Raw genomic sequence first — 23,406 nt, forward strand, 5'->3', positions numbered from 1 at the left:
GATGACCGAACAGGTCATCGCCGTTCAAGTTCAAGGTCAGTAAGGCTACTACCCGCCGATGACGCCACATGCAACCCGTCCGCCGGCACCGCCGATCGGTTGTGTCATGTGATCATCCTCATTGGCATGGATAACCAGCGCCGAGCCGTCCTCATCCAGCAGCCCGCGGTCGCCGGTCATGGAGACCAGCGTTGTCAGGAGTTCAGCACTCACGGCGCCGTCATCATCCGCGTGAATGTTGGGCAGGTCGGCGTTGTCGGGCCCGTTTTCATTCAGCAGTCCGTGCTCTTGGTCATCGAAGTTGATGTGACCTTTGGAGAGCTTGAACGTGCCTACGTCGGAGCAGTCTCCGACCGAATGCAGATGCATCCCGTGCCAACCCGGCTCCAGCCCGTCTTCTCCAATTTCGATGCGCATAAGAACGCCCGTAGGCGCATCATGGAGAGTCGCAGTACCGATGCTTGTGCCCTCGCCACCAATGATGTCGACCTCAAGTGGTTCAGCGAGAGCGGAACTCGCACCTGCAATGAGCCCGGCGCATGCGAGCGCTGCAATACAATGTTTCATGGCGTTTCCCTCGTTTGTTCTTGTGAGGAAGCAAGTGTCACGCTGTTTGTTGCCCGACACCAGTCTCAGTTTGCAACCGGTGGAATCTTCGTGAAGAGCGTATGAAAATTGGCAGTTGTTACCGCAGCAATCTCTTCCGGCGTGACGCCTTTGATTTCAGCCAGTTTTTCCGCGGTGTGTGCGGTGAAGGCTGGCTCATTGGCTTTACCGCGGTGCGGCACCGGTGCCAGATAAGGAGAGTCGGTTTCCACCAGCAATCGCTCCATCGGGAGCAATTTCACGGTTTCGCGAATGTCGTCCGCCTTCTTGAAGGTGATGATGCCTGACAATGAGACATAGCCACCAATCGCCACCGCGCGCTGGGCAAGCTCAGGGCCCGATGAGAAGCAGTGCAGGAGGAATGGGAATGCGCCCTTGGCATGTTCTGTTTCCAGAATGTCCGCCATGTCTTCATCGGCATCGCGCGCGTGGATGATCAAGGGGAGCTGTGTTTCGCGCGCAGCTTCAATGTGCGCAAGAAAGCAGGCCTTCTGTTCTTTGCGCGGCGCGTTATCATAAAAATAGTCGAGCCCGGTCTCGCCGATGCCCACCACGTCCGGCGACTGGGTCGCATCGATGATGCGTTGGGCCGTGACACCGGTCTCGCTATCAGCCTCATGGGGATGAACACCAACCGTGCACCACACATTGTCAAACCGCTTGGCAACATCATGCACGCGCTCAAACTCGGACAGCTTGACGCAGATTGTCAGCATTCGGCCTATGCCAGCCTCCCCTGCTCTGGCAACAACCCCATCCAGGTCCTCAATTAGGCCCGGGTAATCAAGATGGCAGTGACTATCAACGAGCATTACTCAGGCCTCCGCTTCCACATAGCGTGGGAACACACCTTCGGGTTTCGGCAAAGCAGTGCCAGAAGCCAAACGACTGTTGGGTCCAAGGGCCGCAAAGTCGCGCTGGTCTTCAGGAACTACAATCAGGTCAAGAAGCTTGCCACATGACGTTGGCATGATTGGCGAAGCCAGGATGGCGACCTGCCGGATGATTTCGGCCGTTACGTAGAGCACTGTGCCCATGCGTTCCGGGGCCGTCTTTTTCAGCGCCCAAGGTTCCTGACCGGCAAAGTAGCGGTTGGCTTCAGCAACGACCTTCCAGACATCGCCCGCATAGGTGTGAATGGCTTGCTCATCCATTGCCTTGCGCGCAGGCACAAGCAGTGCGTCCACCGCATCAAGCATTGCCTGGTCCTCTTGCGAGAACGCGCCGGGTGCAGGCACAACGCCATCACAGTTTTTGCCGATCATCGACAGCGAGCGTTGCGCAAGATTGCCCAGATCATTCGCCAGGTCCGCGTTGATGCGATTGACCATGGCCTCATGACCGTAGCTGCCGTCCTGTCCGTAGGAGACCTCACGACAGAAGAAGTAGCGGAACGGATCAACACCATATTCTTCGATCATCTCGAACGGGTCCAGCACGTTGCCGAGCGACTTCGACATTTTTTCGCCGCGGTTGTAGAGGAACCCGTGCGCGAAAATGCGTTTGGGCAGCTCAATCTCCGCAGACATCAGGAAGGCTGGCCAGTAAACCGTGTGGAAGCGCAGAATGTCCTTGCCAATGATATGCAGATCCGCCGGCCAGAACTTCGCAAGCTGGTCTGGATCGGTATCCGGAAATCCTACTCCCGTGAGGTAGTTCGTGAGCGCATCAATCCACACATACATGACGTGATCGTCATCACCGGGAACCGGTACACCCCAGTTGAGCGTCTTTCGAGAGACCGACAGATCCTTGAGGCCGCCGTTGACGAACGACATGATCTCATTGCGCCGTGCGTCCGGCTGCACAAAGCCCGGTTGGCTTTCGAAAAGCGCCATCAGTTTGTCCTGATAGGCGGAGAGCTTGAAGAAATAGCTCTCTTCTTCCATCCATTTCACTTCTGTGCCGGTGGGCGCAAGTTTTTCGCCATTGGGCCCTTCGGTCAGTTCGGTCTCCGTGTAGAACGCTTCATCGCGTACCGAGTACCAACCTTCATATTTGTCGAGATAGATGTCGCCTTTTGAAACGAGCCGGTTCCACAATTCCTGCGCGGCCACGGCATGGCGTGGTTCGCGGGTCGAAATGAAATCATTGTTGGAGCAGTTGAGCGCGGGCGGCAATTCCCTGAACTTTTGCGAGTTGCGGTCGGCAAGGTCATCAACGCTGATACCTTCTTTCTCCGCCGTCTCCACCATCTTCTGACCATGTTCATCCGTACCCGTCAGAAAGAACACGTCATAGCCATCAAGCCGCTTGAAGCGTGCAAGGACATCCGTCGTCAGCACCTCATAGGCATGGCCAATATGTGGTGCGCCATTAGGATATGAAATGGCCGTGGTGATGTAAAAATTCTTATCGCCGGACATGGCGGTGGCTTTCAGCTTGTATGAAGCAAGTGCTACCCGCGCGCCGCAGTTTCAAGTGCTGCAAACGTGCCGAGAACCACCTGTTTTCGGTCGAGATTAAGTGCTTCTGCCCTCTCGGCAGTGCGGGCGGTGTTTTCCCATACCTCCACCCACCGATCAAGCGACGCACCCGCTGCAAGTCGGTTCATGATGTCAGCTTCACCGGCAATCACCTCGTCAATCATTGCTGGTCCACCGGCGCCTTGCCGAACCAGCCTCACGAGCCAGTCAGACAACAGCTCGCGGAACATCTCATAGGCCTGGTCGTTGCCCCGTCGCGCCAGCTTTTCAGCCAGGGCATGAACCGCCGGGACATCCGGCTTGGGAAGGCTTGCAATCACGCCATGCATCTCGCGGTAGAGCTCTATGCCCCCGCCGCCCGCCAGCAGGAGCGCCCGTCCAACGCTGCCTTGCGCCAGCTTGGCCACAGCTTCCATATCCCCGTCCGCCATGTGTCCCAGATGTCCATGAACCGCTGACAGCAGCTGATCATGACTGAGCGGCTTCAACGGAAGCGTGCGGCATCGCGACCTGATGGTTGGCAGCAACCGCCCGGGATGGTTTGCGAGAACCAGAAAAATGGTCTGGGCCGGAGGTTCCTCAAGAACCTTGAGCAACGCATTGGCGGAACTCGTGTTCATGTCATCGGCACTGTCGACAATACAAATGCGCCAGCCGCCCTCGCCGGCCTTCATGCCGAAAAAGTCATGCGTCCGCCGAACTTCATCGACAGAAAGCACGGTCATGTATTTCTTGGTCTTGTCGTTCCAGGGCTTGCGCAGCGTCAACACATTGGCATGACCGCGTGACGATACCCTTTTGAAGACTTCGTCCTCCGGGGGAATGTGCAGCGTCTCAACTCCAGCGGATTCAACAATTCGCGGGTCACCATATTTGAGCAGAAACCGGGCGAACCGATAGGCCAGTGTTGCCTTGCCAATGCCCGCGGGCCCTGTGATCAGCCATGCATGGTGAAGTCTGCCTGCCATGAAAGCTTCGCGCAGTGCGTCTTCAGCTGGCTGGTGGCCATACAGCATCTCTGTGTCTCGAGGATGGGGGAAGCCCTCGAGCCGGTCTGGTTCTGGAACGTCAGAAGGTTCAGGAGAGCGAGCCATTAAGACGTCACCTCAGCAAACCGCGTGATCACTGCCTGCCAGATTGCCTGGGCCACTTCATCGGGCGATTGTGTTGCGTCGATCACGATGCACCGGTTGGGGGCGTCTTTGGCAATGTCGAGAAAGGCCTGTCGCAGCGTTTCGTGGAAAGCGATATCAAAACCCTCATAGCGATCTTCGCCCTCATTGATATCTGCCTCACGCGCCCGCGCGCGGGTAAGACCAACGTCAACGGGCAAATCAAGGATGAGTGTGAGGTCTGGCTGCGTATCGCCAACCACCATCTGTTCAAGGTCAGAGGTGGTCTGGGTGCCCAGACCAAGAGCATGCCCCTGATAGGCGGTGGTCGAATCTGCAAATCTGTCGCTGATCACCCATTGGCCATTGGCGAGTGACGGGCGGATCAGGCGTTCGAGATGGTCCACGCGCGCGGCATTGAGAAGGAGTGCTTCGGACAAGGGTGCCCAGCGGTCTGTGCTGCCTCTGACCAGGAGGGATCGTATGTCCTCTGCCGCAGGAGTGCCGCCTGGTTCACGTGTGGCAATCGCAGCGATTTGATGCGCGGTCAGAGCCTCGATCAACCGTGTGATCTGTGTTGTCTTGCCCGCACCTTCGCCACCTTCAAAGGTAATGAACCTGCCGCGCTGTGTGTCGGTTGCCATCAGCCTGAGATCAGCTGCGCGAGTGCGCTCATGGCTTTGCCGAAGATCCCAAGTGCCTCAACGGATGTTCCCGCCTGCAAGTCATATGTGCGTGTGGGCAAGCCAGGTCCGGTGATAACGAGTTGTCCAATGACATCGCCCTCGGCGATTGGCGCGGTCAAAGGACCATCATAGCGGACCTTCGCTTCCATGCCCTTGCGCGCGTCCCGCGACATCGTAAGTGCAACATCCGTTGCAATCACCATGGGGACTGTGCGGCTTGACCCTTGCCAGACAGGCGCACGCTCCAGAACCTGGCCCGCTTCCAGCAGGTTGTAGGAGCGGAATTCGCGAAATGCCCAATCCATTAGCCGCTGTGTTTCATTGGCGCGCTCTTTTTCAGAACTCAGACCGTTGACCACGAGCACAAGCCGGCGTCCGTTACGAACGGCAGATGCAGTAAGCCCGTAGCCCGATACGGAAGTGTGTCCTGTCTTGAGCCCGTCAGCCCCCATGTTCATGTAAATGAGGGGATTGCGATTGGCTTGCGTAATTCCGTTCCACTCGAAATCACGTACGGAATAGATCTCGTAAAACTCAGGATGCGTTTCGATGAGGTAGCGCGCCAGGATTGCGAGTTCGTTGGCGGTCATCAGATGACCCTCGTCCGGCCAGCCGGTGGAGTTCTTGAAGGTGGAGGTCTCAAGCCCGATTTCTCGGGCCCGCTCCGTCATCCGTTCAGCAAATGTGGCTTCAGAACCGGCCAGTGCTTCTGCGATCGCGATGCACGCATCATTGCCGGACTGTACGATAACGCCGTAAATGAGGTCGCGAACCGGTACGCGGCTGTTGAGTTCCGCAAACATGGTGGATGATCCCGATGCCGCACCACCCTTGCGCCAGGCGTTTTCTGAAATGACAAACTCATCATCCAGCGTCACACGGCCGTCTTTCAGGGCGTCGAACAACATGACCATTGTCATGAGTTTCGACATGGAGGCTGGAGCCATCAGCTCGTTGCCCTGCTTCTCGTAGATGATTTCGCCAGTCGCAAAGTCCATCAGCGATACATAGGTGGCGGGGGTCTCTATGGCCCGCGCAGGTGCGATGGCGAACGAGGCCGCACCCAGCGCTGCGGCGAGCAGAAAAGCAGGAAATCGAGTAAAGCGGGCAATCATAAAACGCGGGGCTCCATCCAGCTCGAAGGGGGTACGTTTGTACCCTTCAAATAAGGCTGTAACTGGATTACCGCGTATGAGCATCCTGCACCAGTGGCGTCACCAGTTTTGATGGAAACGTCACCTTTTTGGGTGAGGAATTCGAGCCTAGTTTATGACGACGCGGGCCCCGTTCTGCCCACGTGACACAACCGATTCGAGCAGCCCATCTGCGCCCTGAGCATTGTTCACGGGTCCCACCCGTACCCGATACCAAGGCGTGCCGTTCACAACAGACTCAGTCACTTCAACCGGACCAAGGTCTGAAAGCTGTGATGCAAGGGCATTGGCGTTGCTGGCACTGCGGAACGACCCTGCCTGTACGAAGAAGTTATCAACGACAGGCGCCATAGCGGTCGTCTGCGCAGCCGGTGCTGAAGGCGCCGCTGCTGCGGGAATGGCCCCGGCGGCGGCAGACGCGCCACCAGCCAGAAGTGACAGGTCTACCGGTGCATTTGGCACAGGGGGCAGGCCTGCTGTTGCAATGTCATCGTCATCATCCTGAACGGGCTGCATCTGCGATGCCGCCTGTGCGGCTACGGGAGCCACCGGTGCGGGCTGTGCATTGACCGTCTGCACGCGGCCCTGCTCACCTGTCCAGCCATCGGCCTTGCCCAGATACTCGACCCGGACTTTCGCTGTGCCCTGCTCTTTGTAACCCAGCAACTCAGCGCCGCGCATGGACATGTCAATCTCACGGCCACGGGCGAACGGGCCACGGTCATTGATGCGAACGATCAACGAGCGGCCATTTTCAAGGTTGGTCACGCGCGCCATCACCGGCATGGGGAGAGTCGGATGCGCCGCAGAGACTTGATACATGTCGAAGATTTCGCCATTGGCGGTCATCTTCTTGTGGAACTGCGGACCATACCAGGAGGCAATGCCCGTCCTGTTATAGCGCTCGTCTTCCTTGGGATAGTACCACTCGCCTGCAATCTGATACGGATTGCCGACTTTCCAGTAGCCACCTTCGCCGCTTGGGATCTCGCTGCGGCTGACTTCCTTAACAACAGCGCCTGCCAGCTGCGTTTCCGCACAGCCTGCAAGAACCAGCATGCCAGTCAGTCCAACAAGCATTGCGCCAATGCGCGGCGTACGTGTTCGTGACATTATCGCGTTCATGGCCCCATTATCCCCGTCAATCGTCGAGACACCACAAGCAGGCAGGACCATTGTCTTTGTGGACACCGGCACCACCCGAATTTCAGACAGTTAGAATGCCTGCAATTTGGTAAACGAGGCGTTTACGATTTCATGACCACCGATCACGCACAAACCGACATCCCCCTGACCCGACAACTAGTGCAGCATGCCCGCGCCAAGGAGGCCACAGCCGATGATCTTGCAATGGCCGCCCTTTTTGTCCTCGATGCCGTGGCAAATGCTCTTGGCGGCTGCGCCAGCGAACAGGGGCGCAAACTCCTGCGCTGGGCCGGCAATGGCCCCAGCCGACCGGGAACGCCTTTTGACACGGGCTCCCATGCACTGCTTATGGGCGCTCTCACCCATATTCTTGAAACCGATGATCTCCACCGCGCGTCGGTCGTGCATCCCGGGTGCGTGGTCGTGCCTGCTGCTTGGGTCATGGCACTCCGCGAAGGTGCATCCGGGCCTGCATTCTTGCGCAGCGTACTTGAGGGATTTGAGGTCACGACCCGTGTCGGCATGGGGGTGGGTCCAGCCCATTACCGTATCTGGCATAACACGGCGACGTGTGGCCCTTACGGGTCTGCCATGGCCGCGGCCACACTCCTCGGCCTGGATGAAGACCAGACAGTTCACGCGTTGGGCAACGCAGGTAGTCAGTCTTCGGGCTTGTGGGAGTTTCTTGATACAGGCGCCATGACCAAACACTTGCATGCAGGCCATGCAGCGCAGGCCGGCGTGCAGTCAGCAGATTTGGCGGCTCTCGGCTTTACCGGACCACCCAGAATTCTCGAAGGCGAGCGTGGATTCTTTGCAGCGACCTGCCCGGACGGAGATGTATCGCAGGTGATGTCTGATCTAGATGGCCCCTGGCAATTGGCCCTTACCTCCATGAAACCATGGCCGTCCTGCCGCCATACCCACCCGGCGATTGATGCGTCGCTTGAATTGTCCCAGACACTTCAACACGCCAGTGCGGACGAGTTTCACTCCGTAACCGTCGAAACCTATCAAGCCGCTCAAGATGTGTGCGATCGACCGCTTGCTGAGAGTGAGTACGAGGCCAAATTCTCGCTGCAGCACTGCATTGCGACCGCTCTGGAGAATGGTGAAGTCACCCTTGCGTCATTTGATGACGCGGCCAGGGTCAAGGCGCGGCGGCTGGCGTCGGGCATCACCATCAAGGTGGCCGACCCTTACGCGTCAGCATACCCCGTTGATTGGGGCAGCGCTGTGGAAGTTGTCATGACAGACGGCAGCACCCATCGTGCCGAACGTGGGTTTGCCAAGGGTGATCCCGAGGCGCCACTTTTGCCACCGCAGGTCGTTGATAAGTCGCTGGGTCTGATGGAGTTTGGAGGCATCGCAGCGCCAAGGCAGCTTGCTGAGGCCATTCTTGCTCTACCCATGGCAGAGGCCCTGCCCGATCTGCCGCTCTTTACCTGAGGCCACACGGCACGCTCAGCATGGCGGCAAGTTTGGTAGTGTCGTGGATAGTCCCGGCTAGTCCTGAAGCATGGGGAAGACGGTGTAGAACGCAATGCCGGCGCCAAGGATGAGGCTCGTCAGCACCAGCCATGGGCCCCAGTATCCGCCGGCACGGGGGGCAGAGCCCCCCATGGCGACAGATGCTGCCGGAGCAGCGCCCACAGCCTGAGCTGCGGTACCGTTCTTGTTACGCAGAATTTCACGGTTCTTTTCCGTCCACTGACGTTGAGCAAAGTCCGCTTTGTTCTGTTCGTGCCACTTGGCTTGCGCGTCGCGACCACCGCCGCCACCGCCTGTGCTGGGTCCACCGTCACCGCCAGAGCGTTCCATCGCCTTGCGGTCGCGTCGGGCGATCCACATGCTGTCCAGCAAAATCAAGACAAACAGCACGCCGATGATGGATGCCGGTATCCAGGTTTGCACCAGATCATATTCGAGCATTCAAAAACTCCCCTTGTCCCGCGCCTTCTGGCTGCTGGGCCTGTCCGGCCAACAGCCACCATGAGCGGGCTTACTTCATGATGTTTTCCGGCCTTAACAGCCGTGTTCACGTGTCCTACCCGATTGAATGCACGGGCACCCCCGGAAAAGCAAGCAATACGGCCCATTGTTGCCTTGAAAACCGATGAGCGCAAACCAGCGCGTCAAACGGCGTTAACGCGGCTGATTCGCTTGTTCTGATGGCCCCGGGAGCATCGTAAAAACAAAGATTCCTGCCGATATTGCGAAATTGCCCCGACCCCGCTAAAGCTGTCCCCGCAGGCCAGCGCCTTTTATGCGGAGAGGTGGCAGAGTGGTCGAATGCGGCGGTCTTGAAAACCGTTGGGCTTCACGGTCCCGGGGGTTCGAATCCCTCCCTCTCCGCCATTGGCTCACCCGATGCGACCCCCAATGATGCAAATCTGGCGATTAGGATGCTGACCCTTGTGGGTGCTGACCGTCTCGCAACGGACAAAGCGCTATGTAATCTCGCCGATGAGGTCGTGCCTTGTTACTGAACATAAACATGCACCTGGCCTATGAGCTTTCAGAGGCAACGGACCTGCTTTTGCAGGTCGAAGTCGCTGACGTGGCGGACCAGCAGGTCCTGATGTCGGACATTGATTTCTCGGACCTCTCTCATTTGGCACGCGTGCCAGCCGAAGAGGGGTTGGGTGACCGCATATGGATCCGCGCAGACGGAGAATTCCGCTGCACCTACAAATCCTCCATACAAGTCGATCGACCCGTTCTCGATCTGTCTGCACTCAATGCGGTGAAGCCCCATCTTCTGCCCTGGCACACCGTGAGATATTTGATGCCGTCTCGCTACTGCCAGTCTGATCAATTCAGTTCCTTCACCGATGCACAGTTCGGTCACCTGGATGGCGGTGCCAAGATTGACGCGATGTGTGCCTGGATCCACTCAGCTTTCGAATATGTTCCAGGATCAAGCAATGCCCAGACGACTGCTCGGGATACCTTTGTTCAAAGGCAAGGCATCTGTCGCGATTTCGCCCATGTGTTGATAACGCTTGCGCGCGCATCTGGAATTCCAGCGCGTTTTGTCAGCGTCTATGCGCCGGGTGTTACTCCTCAGGACTTTCACGCCGTGGCGGAGATCTATCTTGAAGGTACGTGGCACCTTGTCGATGCGACAGGAATGGCGCCCGCAGACACCATCGCACGGATTGGCGTTGGCCAGGATGCCGCGGACGTCGCCTTTTTGGGCGTATTTGGGCAAGCAAGGTTCATCGAACAATCCGTTGTCGTCACAAAACCTGAATCAGATTTTCCGTAGTTCAGAAGTCCTGCTGTCCGCTTCTTGTTAGTTGATGTATGCGGATTACGCATCTCACTAATTCAGGTATCCAGAGTGACCGGAAACCATTACTTCTGGAGACGGTTGGACTTTATCAGTGTGGAGAGCAGCTTGTGTTCCAAATGACAAATCTCAAGATGTGGAAGCACCGCACCGCCACAGGATGTATCGTGGCACTATGTGTGGGACTTGCATCATGTTCTGACGCACCGGAGGCCAGTGAAGGCCCGTCGGTCCGTCCAGCCAAGCTCTTTGAAGTGGTTCAGTCTGAGAATACAAGAACGATGAACCTGCCTGCTGTGATCAGCGCACGATCAACCGCAGACCTGACATTCGAAGTGAATGGCGTGCTTCAGGAGTTCCCGGTCATTGAGGGGCAGCAAGTCGCTGAGGGTGACTTGATTGGTCAGCTGGAACAGCGCGCATTTCAAAACCAGGTTGCGCAGGCGGAGGCGACCTACCGCAATGCGCAATCCCAGTTCAACAGAGCAGCCCAACTCATCAAGAAGGGCACAATTGCGCAAAAGACATATGATGAGCGGTTGAAAGATCGCGATGTCGCGCGAACCGCTCTCGACGACGCCCAAAAGCAGCTCGATGACAGCACGCTGCGCGCGCCCTTCGCTGGCGTGATTGCGACCAAGCATGTTGACCAGTTTCAGACTGTTGGAGCCCAATCGGTAATTGTAACGCTCCAGTCTACCGGTGCAGCTGAAGCTGTTGTTCAGGTGCCATCGACGCTTGTTGCCAATTCCGGTCAGATCGACGTGGCTGAATCCTACGTGGTTCTGGATGCCGCACCTGACAGAGAAGTGCCGGCGCAAATCGTATCGACTTCAACCCAGACAGATCCCCGGACACAGACATTTCAGGTTCGTTTTGCTTTCGAGCCGCCTGAGGACCTTGTGATCCTGCCTGGCATGACCGGCACTCTGAGATCCAAACTGCAGATTGCAAACCGCAATGGCGCAGAGGGGCGCATCACAATCCCGCGCACAGCCGTCCTGGCACAGGGAAACGACCTTTTTGCCTGGAAAGTCGATGCTGAGACCATGACCGTGTCACGCACAGCCATCACCATCAGTCAGGAAGGACCTGACGTCGGTGCTGATATTGTCGTGACTTCGGGTCTTGCCGCTGGCGATACGATTGTGGCGGCCGGTGTTTCATTCCTGACGGAGGGCACGCAAGTCCGCGCCTTCGAACAGTAAGAGGCCGGTCACATGCATCCTGCTGAATTTGCCATCAAGAACCGCCTCATCAGCGTGATCGTTATTCTGATTGCGCTCTTTGGAGGCTGGACCGCCTACGAAAACATGCCGCGTTTCGAGGATCCGGAATTCACCATTCGGCAGGCTGTGGTCGTCACGCAATATCCCGGTGCGACGCCGGAAGAAGTTGCAAATGAAGTCACCGAGCCACTGGAAAGCGCCATTCAGCAATTGCAGGAAGTGGACGAAATCACTTCAGAGTCCAGCTTTGGCGTTTCGCGAATAACCGTTGAGATCAAGTTTGAGTTTTCCCCCAGCAAAGAAGATCTTCAAATCATCTGGGGCAAACTGCGCAACAAGGTGGATGATGCGACAGGCAGCCTGCCGCCGGGCGCACTAGCGCCGGTCACCAATGACGACTTCGGCGATGTGTATGGCCTCTACTATTTCGTGACCGGCGAAGGCTATACGGCCAAGGAACTGCATGAGTATGTAAAAGGTCTGCGGGCGGACCTTTTGGCAGTGGATGATGTCGCAAAGGTTGCGATCACAGGCGTCCAGTCTGAGGCGATCTATGTGGAGATTTCCAGAGATCGGGCTGCAGCTCTCGGCGTCTCGGTGGATCAGGTCTACAACGACCTTGCCAAGCAGAACTCGGTCGTCCCGGCCGGCAGTGTGCGTGTGGGCGATTTGCGTCTGAATATCCTGCCCACGGGAGATATCGACTCCGTCGCGGCAATTGAAAACGTCATCGTTTCAACAAGCTCATCCAGCGGCTCTGATACTGCCGGCGTGGTCTACTTGCGAGACATCGCAACGGTTCGACGTGAACCCAAAGACCCGCAGAAGTTTATCCTGCGCCACAACGGGCAACCTGCTTTGGGACTCGGTATTTCAAACGTGACCGGTGCCAACGTCGTAAAAATGGCCAAGGGTATTGATGCGGCCTTTGCGGCAGAGGAATCCCGTCGCCCAATCGGCATGGAAATTCATCAGTACTACCACCAGGGCAATATCGTCGAGAAGGCGGTGCAGGACTTCGTGGTCAATGTGGTCATGGCTCTGGTCATCGTTTTGATCACGCTGCTTATTTTCATGGGCCTCAAATCGGCTGTCGTGATCGGCGCGGTCTTGCTACTGACGATCGCTGCCACACTTGGCACCATGTATCTGGTCGATATTCCCATGCACCGGATTTCGCTGGGCGCACTGATCATTGCGCTGGGCATGCTGGTGGACAACGCCATTGTTGTGACTGAGGGAATCCTTGTCGGCGTCCAGCAAGGGCGCAAGAAACTCGACGTTGCCAAGGACATTGTGACCCGCACCTGGTGGCCGCTTCTGGGCGGTACCATTGTAGGCATCATTGCCTTTGCCCCCATCGGCTTCGCGCCCGGTAGCACGGCGGAATATACCGGCCACTTGTTCTGGGTGGTGCTGATCTCCCTGCTCTATAGCTGGGTGTTTGCCATTACCGCAGTACCTTTGCTGGCAGACCTTCTGTTCGAAGAGAACACAGCTGCGGCCGGACATGCGCCTCCGGAAGGCGCGTTTTCGCTTTACTACAAGAGGTTCATGCGGGGCGTGCTGGCCGCCCGTTGGGGCGTTATTGGCATAGCCGTTGGCCTGTTCGTTGTGTCCGTTTGGGCATTCCAGTTCACAAAGTCCGGCTTTTTCCCAAGCTCGACTACGCCTCAGCTGGTTGTTGATTACTGGCTTACCGAGGGCACGGACATTGATCGTACCGATGCTGACATGCGCCAACTGGAACAGGCAGTGGCTCAACTGGACGGTGTTGAGAGCGTCACGACATATGTCGGTCAGGGCGGTCTTCGATACATGCTTGTGTATCCGCCAGAGTCCTACAACAGCGCATATGGACAATTACTTGTTCGGGTCTCTGACTATTCGCTGATTGATACTCTGATCCCCACCATTCAGTCCTACGTGGACAACAACTATCCCGATGCCCAGGGCAAGGTCTGGCGCTTCAAGCTGGGGCCGGGCGGAGGGTCTGCCATTCAGGCAGAGTTTTCCGGACCTGATCCTGTTGTGCTGCGCCGTCTGGCAGGTGAGGCCACCGACATATTTGCGCAAGACGGCAACCTCATTTCCATAAATGAAGACTGGCGTCAGCCTGTATCTGTCCTCGAACCAATTTACTCTGAAACGAGCGGCCGCCGACTGGGCGTCTCCCGCGAGGACCTGGCAGCGGCATTGAGGTCAAATTATTCAGGACGCGACATCGGCGTATATCGCGAGGGTGATGAGCTGATCCCTATCATCGCGCGTGCGCCCGAAGCAGAACGCACCGGCGTTTCCGGTCTGCCGGGTATTCAGATCCCAAGTGCTACAACCGGCAATACTGTGCCTCTGATCGAAGTCGTCGAAGGTGTGAATTCCACATGGCGAGATGCGCAGCTCCGCCGTCTTGATCGTGTATGGACAATCAAGGCACAGGCAGACCCCCTGCCCTCTGAATTGGCGTCGGTCGCCTTCGACCGTATCCGCGGACAGGTCGAGGCCATCGCCTTGCCGCCCGGATACACGTTGACGTGGCGGGGTGAGTATGGAGACAGCACGGAAGCCAACGGCAATCTTGCGACCACGTTGCCCATCGGCCTTGCGGCAATGGTCCTGACGGTCATCATCCTCTTCAATGCGATCCGCCAGCCGCTCCTGATCTGGCTCGTGGTGCCGTTGTCGATTATCGGCGTGGTGATCGGTTTGCTTGTGACCGGTAGCGCCATGGAGTTCATGGCCATCCTCGGTGTGCTGTCCCTGTCAGGACTCCTGATCAAGAATGCCATTGTGCTCGTGGACCAAATGGACCTGGAAATACGCGAGGGTAAACCCCGGCACGATGCCGTCATCGACAGTGCAGCCAGCCGCGTGAGGCCGGTCATGATGGGGTCGATGACGACGGTGCTTGGTGTCCTGCCGCTGTTTATGGACCCGTTCTTTGCGGCAATGGCAGTGGTTCTGGTGTTTGGTCTCAGCTTCGCAACGCTCCTGACGCTCATCGTCGTGCCAGCTCTCTACGCCATCTTCTTTGGCATAACCGATGAAGAGCGCAGTTACGCGTAGGCCAAAGCGTTGGGAATGTACGCCAGGTATTGACGCGCAATATGCCAATTCCTAGGTTGGTGGCTGACAATTTTGCTGAATAGAGCGGTTCCCACCAATGGCGCCAAAGTCACCCACCAACGCTGTGTCCAAATCTACAGAACCCGCCGCCACAGAGATGGGCGCACAAGGTGACGGACGCCGGCAGCGCAGTGAGCGAAGCCGCGCAAAGATTGTAGCAGCGATGTTCTCAGTCATCCGCGGCGGCGAGATGGATCCGAGCGCCGCAACTCTCGCCGAAGAGGCAAAGGTCGGCATCCGGACTGTCTTCCGGCACTTTGACGACGTGGACAGCCTCTACCGGGAAATGTCTGCTCAGATGGAAGCAGAGATTCGTCCCATCGTTGCTAAGCCGTTCAGTGCGACTACCTGGCAGGGTCGCCTGTCGGAGATGATCGACCGGCGTGTAAATGTTTATGAGCGCATCATGCCGATCAAGACATGCGCAGGGCTGCGTCGTTTCAGGTCCGAATACCTGATGCAGGACTATCAGCGTTTTCTGACCATGGAGCGCGAAGGCCTTGCCAGCGTTCTCCCAAGCCACATCAAATCCGACAAAACGCTTTTCGCGGCATTGGAGATGCTCGTTGGCTTCAACGCCTGGAGGCGGTTGCGGCAGGATCAGCAACTCACGGCCAAGCAGGCTGAAAAGGCAATCCGGTTCAGTGTCGAGAAACTGGTGGCGGAGTAAATGCGTTTCGTCGTCCTCCTGTCGCTGGTTGGTGCGCTTGCAGCGTGTGATGAAGGCACAGCGACGTTATCTGGAGATATCGGCCAGACGGCAAACGCGGCCGCATGCGGCCTGACCAAAGACCGCATTGGCAGCTTTGCATCAATTCCGTCCGGCTCATTTGTCAAAGGCAGGGATGCAGTCTACCCGGAAGAAAAACTGGGTCTTCGTCTGCATGTTGTGGGATTTGATATTCAGACACACGAGGTGACCAACGCGCAGTTTGCAGCATTCGTTGAGGCGACGAATTACGAAACCACAGCTGAACGAGACATCGCGGCCGGGCGCACCGGTGCGGGGTCTGCCGTTTTTGAGCGGATTGTGGATGGCACCATGACCGCCAATCCGTGGAAGTTGATACCCGGCGCAACGTGGCAGAATCCTGATGGGCCGGATTCATCAATAGTAGGTCTGGACAATCACCCCGTCGTTCATGTGTCGCTTGCGGATGCACAGGCCTATGCAAAGTGGGCCGGCGCTCGGTTGCCCACAGAAGAAGAGTGGGAGTTTGCCGCGTCTAGCGGCCTGCCCGACCCGAACGTGACGACATCGGGCGCGTATGATGAAACCGGCAAGCCGCGCGCCAACACGTGGCAGGGGGTGTTTCCCTTCTTTGACCAGGCCGAGGATGGGTTCTCCGGAGCCTCGCCGGTTGGCTGCTTCCCAGCTGATCAAAACGGCGTCTACGACATGATCGGCAATGTGTGGGAGCTAACCGATACGCCCTATGCGGACGGAACACAGACCATCAAAGGCGGGTCTTATCTGTGCGCCGACAATTTCTGCCGTCGCTACCGGCCCGAAGCCCGGCAACCCTCAGAGGTTGATTTTTCCACCAACCACATCGGGTTCCGGGTCGTTCGGGACGAATAGCGTTTCGTCAGTTCGGCCAGAAAATCAGTTCGTCACCCTCTTCGTATCTTTCGGCAAGAGTCTTATCGATGGCGATTGGCAGTTCACCTTGATGGGTATAAAGCGGTGGCCGTGCTGAGGCGCTGTGTGCGTCCAACAGAGCCGTGAGTTCCGCCAGCTTCGCTGAGTTTTGATCCGCCAGATTGGTCTGCTCAGTTGGGTCTTCGCCAAGATTGAACAGCCATGCTTTGTTTGGCCGCTCGGACAACTGGAGTTTCCAGTCACCCTGCCTGACAACGCGATAATGGGCACTTGTCCAGAAGATGGCGTCATGCGGATCTTCAGTGGTTGCACCGGTTGCAAGCGGCAGGAGGTCCTTACCATCCAACTCCACAGTGTCCGGTACCGAAGCGCCTCCAGCTGCGGCAAGCGTCGGCATAAGGTCAATATGGGCCACCGGGGAGGCTATCTGGGTACCAGCGGCAATTTGATCTGGCCAGCGCATAAGCATTGGCACACGGATGCCGCCTTCAAAGAGGGTCAGCTTCCAGCCGCGATAAGGGGCGTTGACGTCCGGCAGGCCGATATACCCAGCCCCTCCATTGTCACTTGAGAAAACAATGATGGTGTTGTCTGCAATACCTTCTTCTTCAAGTGTCTCGATGATGTCGCCCACACTGCGGTCAACCGCTCGCATCATGGCAGCATAGACACGCGCCCGGTGAGGTTTGATGTCGCCAACAGCTTCATAGTCTTCGCGGGTTGCCTGCAGCGGTGTGTGAATGCCCCAATGAGCAAGGTACAAGAAGAATGGATTGTCCTTGTTGGCACGAATGACTTTCTGGGCTTCGTCCGTCCAATAGTCGGTGATGTATCCACCCGGCTCGAACCATTCGCTGTTGTTGTAGCTGGCCGCGTATTGCATGCGTGCCCAGAGGAACTGATCGATAGGGTCAAAATCCACCTTGGCGTTCACGACGTTCGGGTCGTCCTCCGGCAGGAACAGCCCGCTTGCCATCAGCAGGCTCTCGTCAAACCCCTGCGCCGTTGCATCGAATTCCTCGCCGCGTCCCAGGTGCCACTTGCCGATGTGTACTGTGTGGTAGCCGGCATCCTGAAGAACCTCGGCAACCGTCACCTCGGAGCCAGGCAGGCCCTGCTCTTCATAGGAGAGCTGACGTTCGGACGTCTGTGGGGGCTGATAGAACTCCGGCAGGCCGTTATCCATGCTGGATGCGATCATGCGCACCAGCGGCGCCATGCCTTCTGGTGTTGGGGTGAACTCAAATCCTGTTCGGGACGGATAGCGCCCTGTCATGATCATCGCACGTGAAGGGGCGCAACTGCCGGTGCCAGCATAGGCCTGAGTGAAGCTTGCACCGTCCGTGGCCAACGAGTCGATGTGGGGTGTCTTCATACGTCCATCATCCATGCCGCCACCAAATGTCGAGACATCATTGATGCCCATGTCATCGGCTAGAATGAAGATGATATTGGGGGCACCCTCTTTGGCTTTGGCAGCTCTGGCCGGGTCAGGCGTCTGCCACTCTATAGCCCGGTTCGGGCCAACTTCGGGCAGGCCGCGATTGGCTGCGAGATAGAGAACAATGTCCACCCGCATGAGATAGGCAAGGCCACCCAGCAGAACAGCTGCGGCCAAAACCCCAAGAACGATCTTCTTCCCCATAGGATCCACCTTTTTAATGGCATTAATTATGCCAATACATTCTCATATGGCTGAATTGTCAAGTTTCCTGGTCGTTGGCTGTGCCCATACTGGCACCTGCGCATAGGTGGCATGCCTTGTAATTGCTCCATTTAGCTGTCATGTCACAGGTCTTGTTGAGCATCCAAGTGATTTGGAACCGACATTGGCGTTCGCGAACGGTACGGGTAGGACATTCAAATGTCCGCCGGGTGCCCAAGATGAGGGTCAAACAGACGACCCTCATAGTTGCCTTTTGAGTATCAAAAAGGCCACGCGACACGTTCCCGTGCCATGACGCTATCTCGGACTATCCGGCTGGCTGCGGGCACTCTTTTTGAAAGTACCTAAGTGACAGATTTTACATCGCTCGGTCTCGCCGAGCCGATCCTTCGTGCCATTTCCGACGAAGGCTACACGACCCCTACCCCCATTCAGGCCAAGGTCATCCCATCCATGATGGATGGATCAGACATTCTCGGCATCGCGCAGACCGGCACCGGCAAGACCGCTGCGTTCGTTCTGCCCATCCTCCACGCCCTGTGTGGCGATCCGATGCCCGCAAAACACCGCACCTGCAAAGCACTGATCCTTGCGCCAACGCGCGAGTTGGCAGCACAGATCGGCGACAACATTCGTGCCTATGGCAAGCATTCTCGACCTTCAGTCGCTGTGATTGTCGGTGGCGCAAAAATTCCGCCGCAGATCAAAGCTTTGGCAAAGGGCGTAGACATTGTGGTGGCGACGCCTGGCCGTCTTCTTGACCACGTGGCCTCCAAGAACCTTCGCCTCGATACGACAACCAAGGTTGTGCTCGACGAAGCGGATCAAATGTTCGACCTGGGCTTCATGCCGCAGATCAAGCGCATCATGGGCTACCTGCCGAAGAAGCGGCAGACCATGCTGCTGTCAGCCACCATGCCCAAACAGGTCCGTGCGTTGGCGCAGGTGTTTTTGCACAACCCCATCGAAGTGACGGTGACACCCAATTCCAAGCCGATTGATCGCATTGACCAGAAAGTGGTCATGCTCAAGACGGCGGACAAGCGCGCCGCGCTCGTTGACTATCTGGCAACGCCGGACATGGAACGGGCCATTGTCTTCACCCGGACAAAGCGTGGCGCGGACAAGGTGTGCAAGCATCTTGAGATGTATGGTTTCGCCTCTGCTGCCATTCACGGCAACAAGAGCCAGAACCAGCGCGTACGCAGTCTCGATGCATTCCGCAAAGGCAAGGTGAATGTACTGGTTGCAACGGACATTGCCGCCCGCGGCATTGACGTGGATGACGTTTCGCACGTCGTGAATTTCGAGCTGCCCAACGTGGCTGAGGCCTATGTGCACCGCGTTGGCCGAACGGCCCGTGCCGGCAAGAGCGGACAGGCGATTGCATTGTGCGATGGTGCTGAACGCGGTCTTCTGCGTGACATCGAGCGGCTGATCAAGCGCAAGATTGATGTGGTAGATCGCCCCGCAGACAGTGGGCTCAAAGTTGTGCCGGAAGAAGAACGCCAGGTGCTGCAACAGCCCGAACCTGCTCAGCGTAAACCACGTCGTCGCAAGCCGGTCGGCAAGCGAAATGAAGGTGGCGGCAAGAACAGTTCCGGTCGTCCGCCACAGCGCAATCGCCGCAACCGCAAGCCATCAGCCAAGGCGAAAGCCGCCTAGCTAGTCTTACAAGTTACGCTGCAACCATTCGCCGCCGGGTCCCAGGAGCCGGCGGCGTTTCTGCTTGTCCCGCAAAGCACTGGGCAACCGCCATCCACTTTGCCGCAACGTCACCGGTCGTCTTGATCTGGGTGTCCGCGATGTTTCGTACCTGTGTAACCACCTGGCAGAACTCGGTTGCCGTCCCCTCCACCATACTGTTTGGATCCGGCTCATTGAATTCGAGCAGCTCACCGGACGGTAGTGTCAGCTTCACATAAGGCACGTTTTCAGGCACAGGCAACTTGTTGACCATGTGCGTCCACCCAAAGGTGTTCACACCCAGGACGGCAATGTTCTTGATCCGGTCGGCATTCTTCCGCTCGACCCCAAGGGTGTCATAGACCTCCTGGCCATGTGCCCAGGTTTCCATCAGCCGTGCTGTGATGCTGGAGCGGGCGCTCATGCTGGGGCCAGCCCAGACCACGCGTTGTTTGGGATCAGCATCCAGAAAACGATCCGCCACACCTGGATAAAAGTCATGCCACCGTTTGACCAGGTCGTGGCCGCTGACGCCTTCGAGCTCAGCATTCTCAAATCCACGCAGGCCACCAGTGGCCACGAATTCCCCTACCCGCTCGAAAAACGCATTGAATGCTGCTTCGTCATTGAGCGACATATCTGCCGCCTGGTTCCAGATATGCAAATGCCCGATCACGTCGCGGATCGTCCAACCTTTGAATTGGGTTGGTTCCAGCAGGCGTTCTTCCGGCAAATCCTTGATCAGCTCATAGAGCGCATTGCTTTCGTTGCGAAAGTCATTGGGTTGATCAAACATCTGGAGTCTCCTTACAGGTCCGCCTTCAGGCGTCCGTGTCTTCATCAATTTCGATTTCCACCAACAGCTCATCTGCGGGGACTTGATCTCCCGCTGCACAGGCAACGGCTGTGATAGTACCGTCAACTTCGGCAAGTATCTGATGTTGCATTTTCATGGCTTCGAGCACCGCCAGACGGTCACCCTTTTTGACAGTCTGTCCTTCACGCACATGGACCTCAAGTATGAGCCCGTGCATCGGAGCCAGCACACGTCCGCCTCCCGCTGCGTCGTCCGCCATACCAGCAGTTGCAAGCACATTCGTAAGGGTCGCACTGGTGTCGGCCATGCTCAGGTGAATGGTGCCTGGTCGCGGCAGGGCGAATACGACAACACATGTCGCGCCATCTATCGTCAGGCAGGCGCGATGCGTGTTCCAAGAAACAAGCGACACAGTAACCGATCCTGCGTCCATTTCCACAGTCCATGATTTGCCATCGCCTGCAACAACGCGAGCATCAATCGCGTTGTCATCGAAGTTGAAACGATAGAGCGTCGACAGGCGGCCGGTGCTGCCCCAGTTGAGTAATTCCTCGTCAACACCGATGGCGGCCTTGTGAGCTGCATGTTGCTCAGAGTGGTAGAGTAGAACAGCAGCAGCGCCGACCATCTGCGTAGATGGCGCCTGCCGGGCCAGGTCGTCTGCTGAATATGTCTCACCAATGAAGGCTGTTGTTGCCTCACCGGCGGCAAAGGCTGGCTGGGAGAGTGCATCAATCAGAAAATCACGGTTCGTTTGAGGGCCGAAAATTCCGGTGTTTCGCAACGCTTCAATCACCCGCTGTCGTGCCACGTCGCGGTTGGGACCATGGGCCATGACCTTGGCAATCATCGGGTCGTAGAAGGGTGAGACCTCAAGCCCGGTGGCGATGCCCGCATCAATGCGGACGCCCTCGCCCGCTGCGGGATCCCACAGGTCAATATGTCCGGTGCTGGGCAGAAAATCCTCAGCCACATCTTCTGCGTAGAGCCGCACTTCGATGGCATGCCCGGTCAAAGCCACGTCGTCCTGCGAAAGCCCAAGGTCTTCACCCTGGGCGACCTTGATCTGCAACGCCACCAAGTCGAGCCCGGTAACCAGCTCGGTGACAGGATGCTCAACCTGCAGGCGGGTATTCATTTCCAGGAAATAGAATGCGCCATCCGCACCAAGCAGAAATTCAACTGTTCCCGCACCCCGATACTTGATGGTTTGCGCCGCCTCGACCGCAGCGGCCCCCATGCGCGCACGAAGCTCTGGTGTCATGACAGGGCACGGAGCTTCTTCGATCACCTTTTGATGGCGTCGCTGAACAGAGCAGTCCCGCTCCCCCAGATGGATCGTATTGCCCGCCACATCCGCAAAGACCTGTATCTCCACGTGACGCGGCTGGATGATGGCTTTTTCAAGGATCAACTCGCCGGACCCGAAGGCATTTTCCGCTTCTGACCGGGCAAGCCTGATCGCGTCCGGTAACTCCGCAGCGTCATGTACAAGACGCATGCCGCGACCACCACCACCTGCTGCCGCCTTGACCATGACTGGAAAGCCGATGTCTTTGGATGCGGCAATGAAAGCATCATCGGCCTGGTCCTCGCCTTCATAACCCGGCACGCACGGCACGTTGGCGGCAATCATACGGCGCTTGGCTTCAGCCTTGTTGCCCATAAGGTCTACGGCATCCGGTCGTGGACCAATAAAAACGAGCCCGGCTTGTTCGCACGCTCGGGCAAAGTCGGCATTTTCACTCAGGAATCCATATCCTGGGTGAATAGCCTGCGCGCCGGTATCGGCTGCTGCCTTGAGCACTTTTTGAGGATCAAGATAGGACTCGCCCACCGGGGCTGCACCCACGCACACGGCTTCATCGGCCATCTTGACATGGGGGGCTTCACTATCGGCTTCTGAATAGATGGCGATGACCCGATATCCGAGCGACTTTGCGGTCCGCATGACCCGAACTGCAATCTCACCGCGATTGGCAACCAGAATGGAATTGAAGCGCATCGTTGTGATGTCCCTAGCCTTTGGCCCAGACGGGTTTGCGTTTTTCAAGGAATGACGCCACACCCTCGCGGCCTTCGTCACTGAGGAGACGCCCGGTAAAGTTTTCAGCCGCAGCTTGAATGGCTTCTTCGCGGCTCATGTCTGGCAGCGCGATGATCAGCGATTTGGTGTCCGCAATGGCACCGGGTGCACATTTCAGAACCTGACTGCGGATTTGCTGCTCAATGGCATTGAGACCGTCCACGTCACTGGCAACAAAATCTGCAAAGCCAAGATCGTGGGCGCCTTCGCCGTTAAAGCGGGCGGCTGTCAGCATGAGGCGTCGAGCGGTGGCGTAACCCAGTTTCTGAATCACGAAAGGAGCTATCTGCGCGGGTGAGATGCCGATGGCCGTTTCAGTCATCGCGAACTTGGCATCCGCTTCGCAGATGACAACATCCGCGCAGCAGGCCATGCCAAACCCGCCGGCCATGGCGGCTCCCTCAATGATGGCAATGACAACCTGCGGTGCCTCATTGATGAGATCAAAAAGCACAGCCGCACCTTTGGACATCTCAATGGTGCTATCTCGCGAGCCGCCACCATCACTGCCGCCGCCCTGAAATGAGGCTTTGAATTGTTTGAGGTTGCCGCCTGCGCAGAACACGCCATGCCTGCCCCGCAATGTGATGCCCCGCACGTCCCGGTCATCGCTAACGGCTTCGAGGGTGCGGCGCACACCGTCCACTAGTTCATCGGTCAAGGCGTTGCGAGTTTCAGGCTGGTTGAACCAGATGGTAAGCCAGCCATTGTCCAGATCAAGGTCAACACCGGTCACGTCAGGGAGTGTGGTCATGTGTTTGTCCTGCC

Annotated in this window: 19 protein-coding genes and 1 tRNA gene; 8 read left to right on the plus strand and 12 right to left on the minus strand. The window is 57.3% G+C overall.

What is annotated here, in order from left to right; genetic code table 11:
- Positions 1-48 precede the first annotated feature (48 nt).
- The 7 genes from BN1012_RS06365 to BN1012_RS06395 all read right to left on the minus strand — a co-directional run bounded on the left by BN1012_RS06365 (position 49) and on the right by BN1012_RS06395 (position 7,097).
- Positions 49-567, minus strand: coding sequence for a superoxide dismutase family protein (locus BN1012_RS06365; protein ID WP_043948983.1), 519 nt, complete (start codon positions 565-567; stop codon positions 49-51).
- Between the two features lie 65 nt (positions 568-632).
- A complete protein-coding gene (locus BN1012_RS06370) occupies positions 633-1,418 on the minus strand; it encodes a TatD family hydrolase (RefSeq protein WP_043948984.1) in 786 nt (261 codons plus the stop codon).
- A 3-nt stretch (positions 1,419-1,421) separates the two neighbouring features.
- Complete coding sequence (gene metG, locus BN1012_RS06375) at positions 1,422-2,987, minus strand: methionine--tRNA ligase (RefSeq protein WP_275450971.1); 1,566 nt, start codon at positions 2,985-2,987, stop codon at positions 1,422-1,424.
- 17 nt (positions 2,988-3,004) lie between these two features.
- Positions 3,005-4,126, minus strand: a complete 1,122-nt coding sequence (locus BN1012_RS06380; protein ID WP_043948986.1) for a DNA polymerase III subunit delta' — start codon at positions 4,124-4,126, stop codon at positions 3,005-3,007.
- The gene (gene tmk / locus BN1012_RS06385; RefSeq protein WP_043948987.1) at positions 4,126-4,788 is read right to left on the minus strand and encodes a dTMP kinase; all 663 of its coding nucleotides are present in this window, start codon (positions 4,786-4,788) and stop codon (positions 4,126-4,128) included. Before tmk ends, BN1012_RS06380 begins: the two co-directional genes overlap by 1 nt.
- Positions 4,788-5,945: a D-alanyl-D-alanine carboxypeptidase family protein gene (locus BN1012_RS06390; RefSeq protein ID WP_043948988.1), complete on the minus strand. Its 1,158-nt coding sequence runs from the start codon at positions 5,943-5,945 to the stop codon at positions 4,788-4,790. The genes tmk and BN1012_RS06390 overlap by 1 nt, the downstream gene beginning before the upstream one ends.
- A gap of 147 nt (positions 5,946-6,092) precedes the next feature.
- Positions 6,093-7,097, minus strand: a complete 1,005-nt coding sequence (locus BN1012_RS06395; RefSeq protein ID WP_043948989.1) for a septal ring lytic transglycosylase RlpA family protein — start codon at positions 7,095-7,097, stop codon at positions 6,093-6,095.
- Between the two features lie 144 nt (positions 7,098-7,241).
- Here BN1012_RS06395 and BN1012_RS06400 point away from each other — a divergent pair, with 144 nt between their 5' ends.
- Positions 7,242-8,579 carry an MmgE/PrpD family protein gene (locus BN1012_RS06400; protein ID WP_052534705.1) on the plus strand — a complete coding sequence of 446 codons (1,338 nt, stop codon included), beginning with the start codon at positions 7,242-7,244 and terminating at the stop codon, positions 8,577-8,579.
- Positions 8,580-8,636: 57 nt separating this feature from the next.
- On the opposite strand, the gene BN1012_RS06405 is transcribed toward BN1012_RS06400, so the two are convergent.
- A complete protein-coding gene (locus tag BN1012_RS06405) occupies positions 8,637-9,062 on the minus strand; it encodes a hypothetical protein (protein ID WP_043948990.1) in 426 nt (141 codons plus the stop codon).
- A 338-nt stretch (positions 9,063-9,400) separates the two neighbouring features.
- Here BN1012_RS06405 and BN1012_RS06410 point away from each other — a divergent pair.
- The 6 genes from BN1012_RS06410 to BN1012_RS06435 all read left to right on the plus strand — a co-directional run bounded on the left by BN1012_RS06410 (position 9,401) and on the right by BN1012_RS06435 (position 16,362).
- Positions 9,401-9,488, plus strand: a tRNA-Ser gene (locus tag BN1012_RS06410).
- Positions 9,489-9,609: 121 nt separating this feature from the next.
- Positions 9,610-10,401 (plus strand): transglutaminase-like domain-containing protein, encoded by a 792-nt coding sequence (locus BN1012_RS06415; protein WP_043948991.1) that lies wholly within the window; start codon positions 9,610-9,612, stop codon positions 10,399-10,401.
- 143 nt (positions 10,402-10,544) lie between these two features.
- Positions 10,545-11,633 carry an efflux RND transporter periplasmic adaptor subunit gene (locus BN1012_RS06420; protein ID WP_043948992.1) on the plus strand — a complete coding sequence of 363 codons (1,089 nt, stop codon included), beginning with the start codon at positions 10,545-10,547 and terminating at the stop codon, positions 11,631-11,633.
- Positions 11,634-11,645: 12 nt separating this feature from the next.
- Entirely contained in the window at positions 11,646-14,720 is a 3,075-nt protein-coding gene (locus tag BN1012_RS06425; protein WP_043948993.1) for an efflux RND transporter permease subunit, read from the plus strand.
- A gap of 97 nt (positions 14,721-14,817) precedes the next feature.
- On the plus strand, positions 14,818-15,450 hold the full coding sequence (locus BN1012_RS06430; RefSeq protein WP_244442955.1) for a TetR/AcrR family transcriptional regulator: 633 nt from the start codon (positions 14,818-14,820) through the stop codon (positions 15,448-15,450).
- Complete coding sequence (locus BN1012_RS06435) at positions 15,451-16,362, plus strand: SUMF1/EgtB/PvdO family nonheme iron enzyme (RefSeq protein ID WP_081826252.1); 912 nt, start codon at positions 15,451-15,453, stop codon at positions 16,360-16,362.
- A 7-nt stretch (positions 16,363-16,369) separates the two neighbouring features.
- Here the strand turns inward: BN1012_RS06435 and BN1012_RS06440 are convergent, their stop codons facing one another.
- Positions 16,370-18,028, minus strand: coding sequence for a sulfatase (locus BN1012_RS06440; protein ID WP_043948994.1), 1,659 nt, complete (start codon positions 18,026-18,028; stop codon positions 16,370-16,372).
- 369 nt (positions 18,029-18,397) lie between these two features.
- Between BN1012_RS06440 and BN1012_RS06445 the strand changes: the two genes are divergently transcribed.
- Entirely contained in the window at positions 18,398-19,714 is a 1,317-nt protein-coding gene (locus BN1012_RS06445) for a DEAD/DEAH box helicase (protein WP_043948995.1), read from the plus strand.
- Between the two features lie 13 nt (positions 19,715-19,727).
- Here BN1012_RS06445 and BN1012_RS06450 read toward each other — a convergent pair whose 3' ends face one another.
- From BN1012_RS06450 to BN1012_RS06460, 3 genes are read right to left on the minus strand one after another with little or no spacing between them, the layout of a single operon-like run.
- Positions 19,728-20,531, minus strand: coding sequence for a TIGR03084 family metal-binding protein (locus tag BN1012_RS06450; protein WP_043948996.1), 804 nt, complete (start codon positions 20,529-20,531; stop codon positions 19,728-19,730).
- A gap of 25 nt (positions 20,532-20,556) precedes the next feature.
- Positions 20,557-22,557, minus strand: coding sequence for an acetyl-CoA carboxylase biotin carboxylase subunit (locus BN1012_RS06455; protein ID WP_043948997.1), 2,001 nt, complete (start codon positions 22,555-22,557; stop codon positions 20,557-20,559).
- Positions 22,558-22,570: 13 nt separating this feature from the next.
- Positions 22,571-23,392, minus strand: coding sequence for an enoyl-CoA hydratase/isomerase family protein (locus tag BN1012_RS06460; protein ID WP_043948998.1), 822 nt, complete (start codon positions 23,390-23,392; stop codon positions 22,571-22,573).
- Between the last annotated feature and the right edge of the window lie 14 nt (positions 23,393-23,406).

The sequence above is a fragment of the Candidatus Phaeomarinobacter ectocarpi genome, from assembly GCF_000689395.1.
Lineage (GTDB): Bacteria > Pseudomonadota > Alphaproteobacteria > CGMCC-115125 > CGMCC-115125 > Pyruvatibacter > Pyruvatibacter ectocarpi.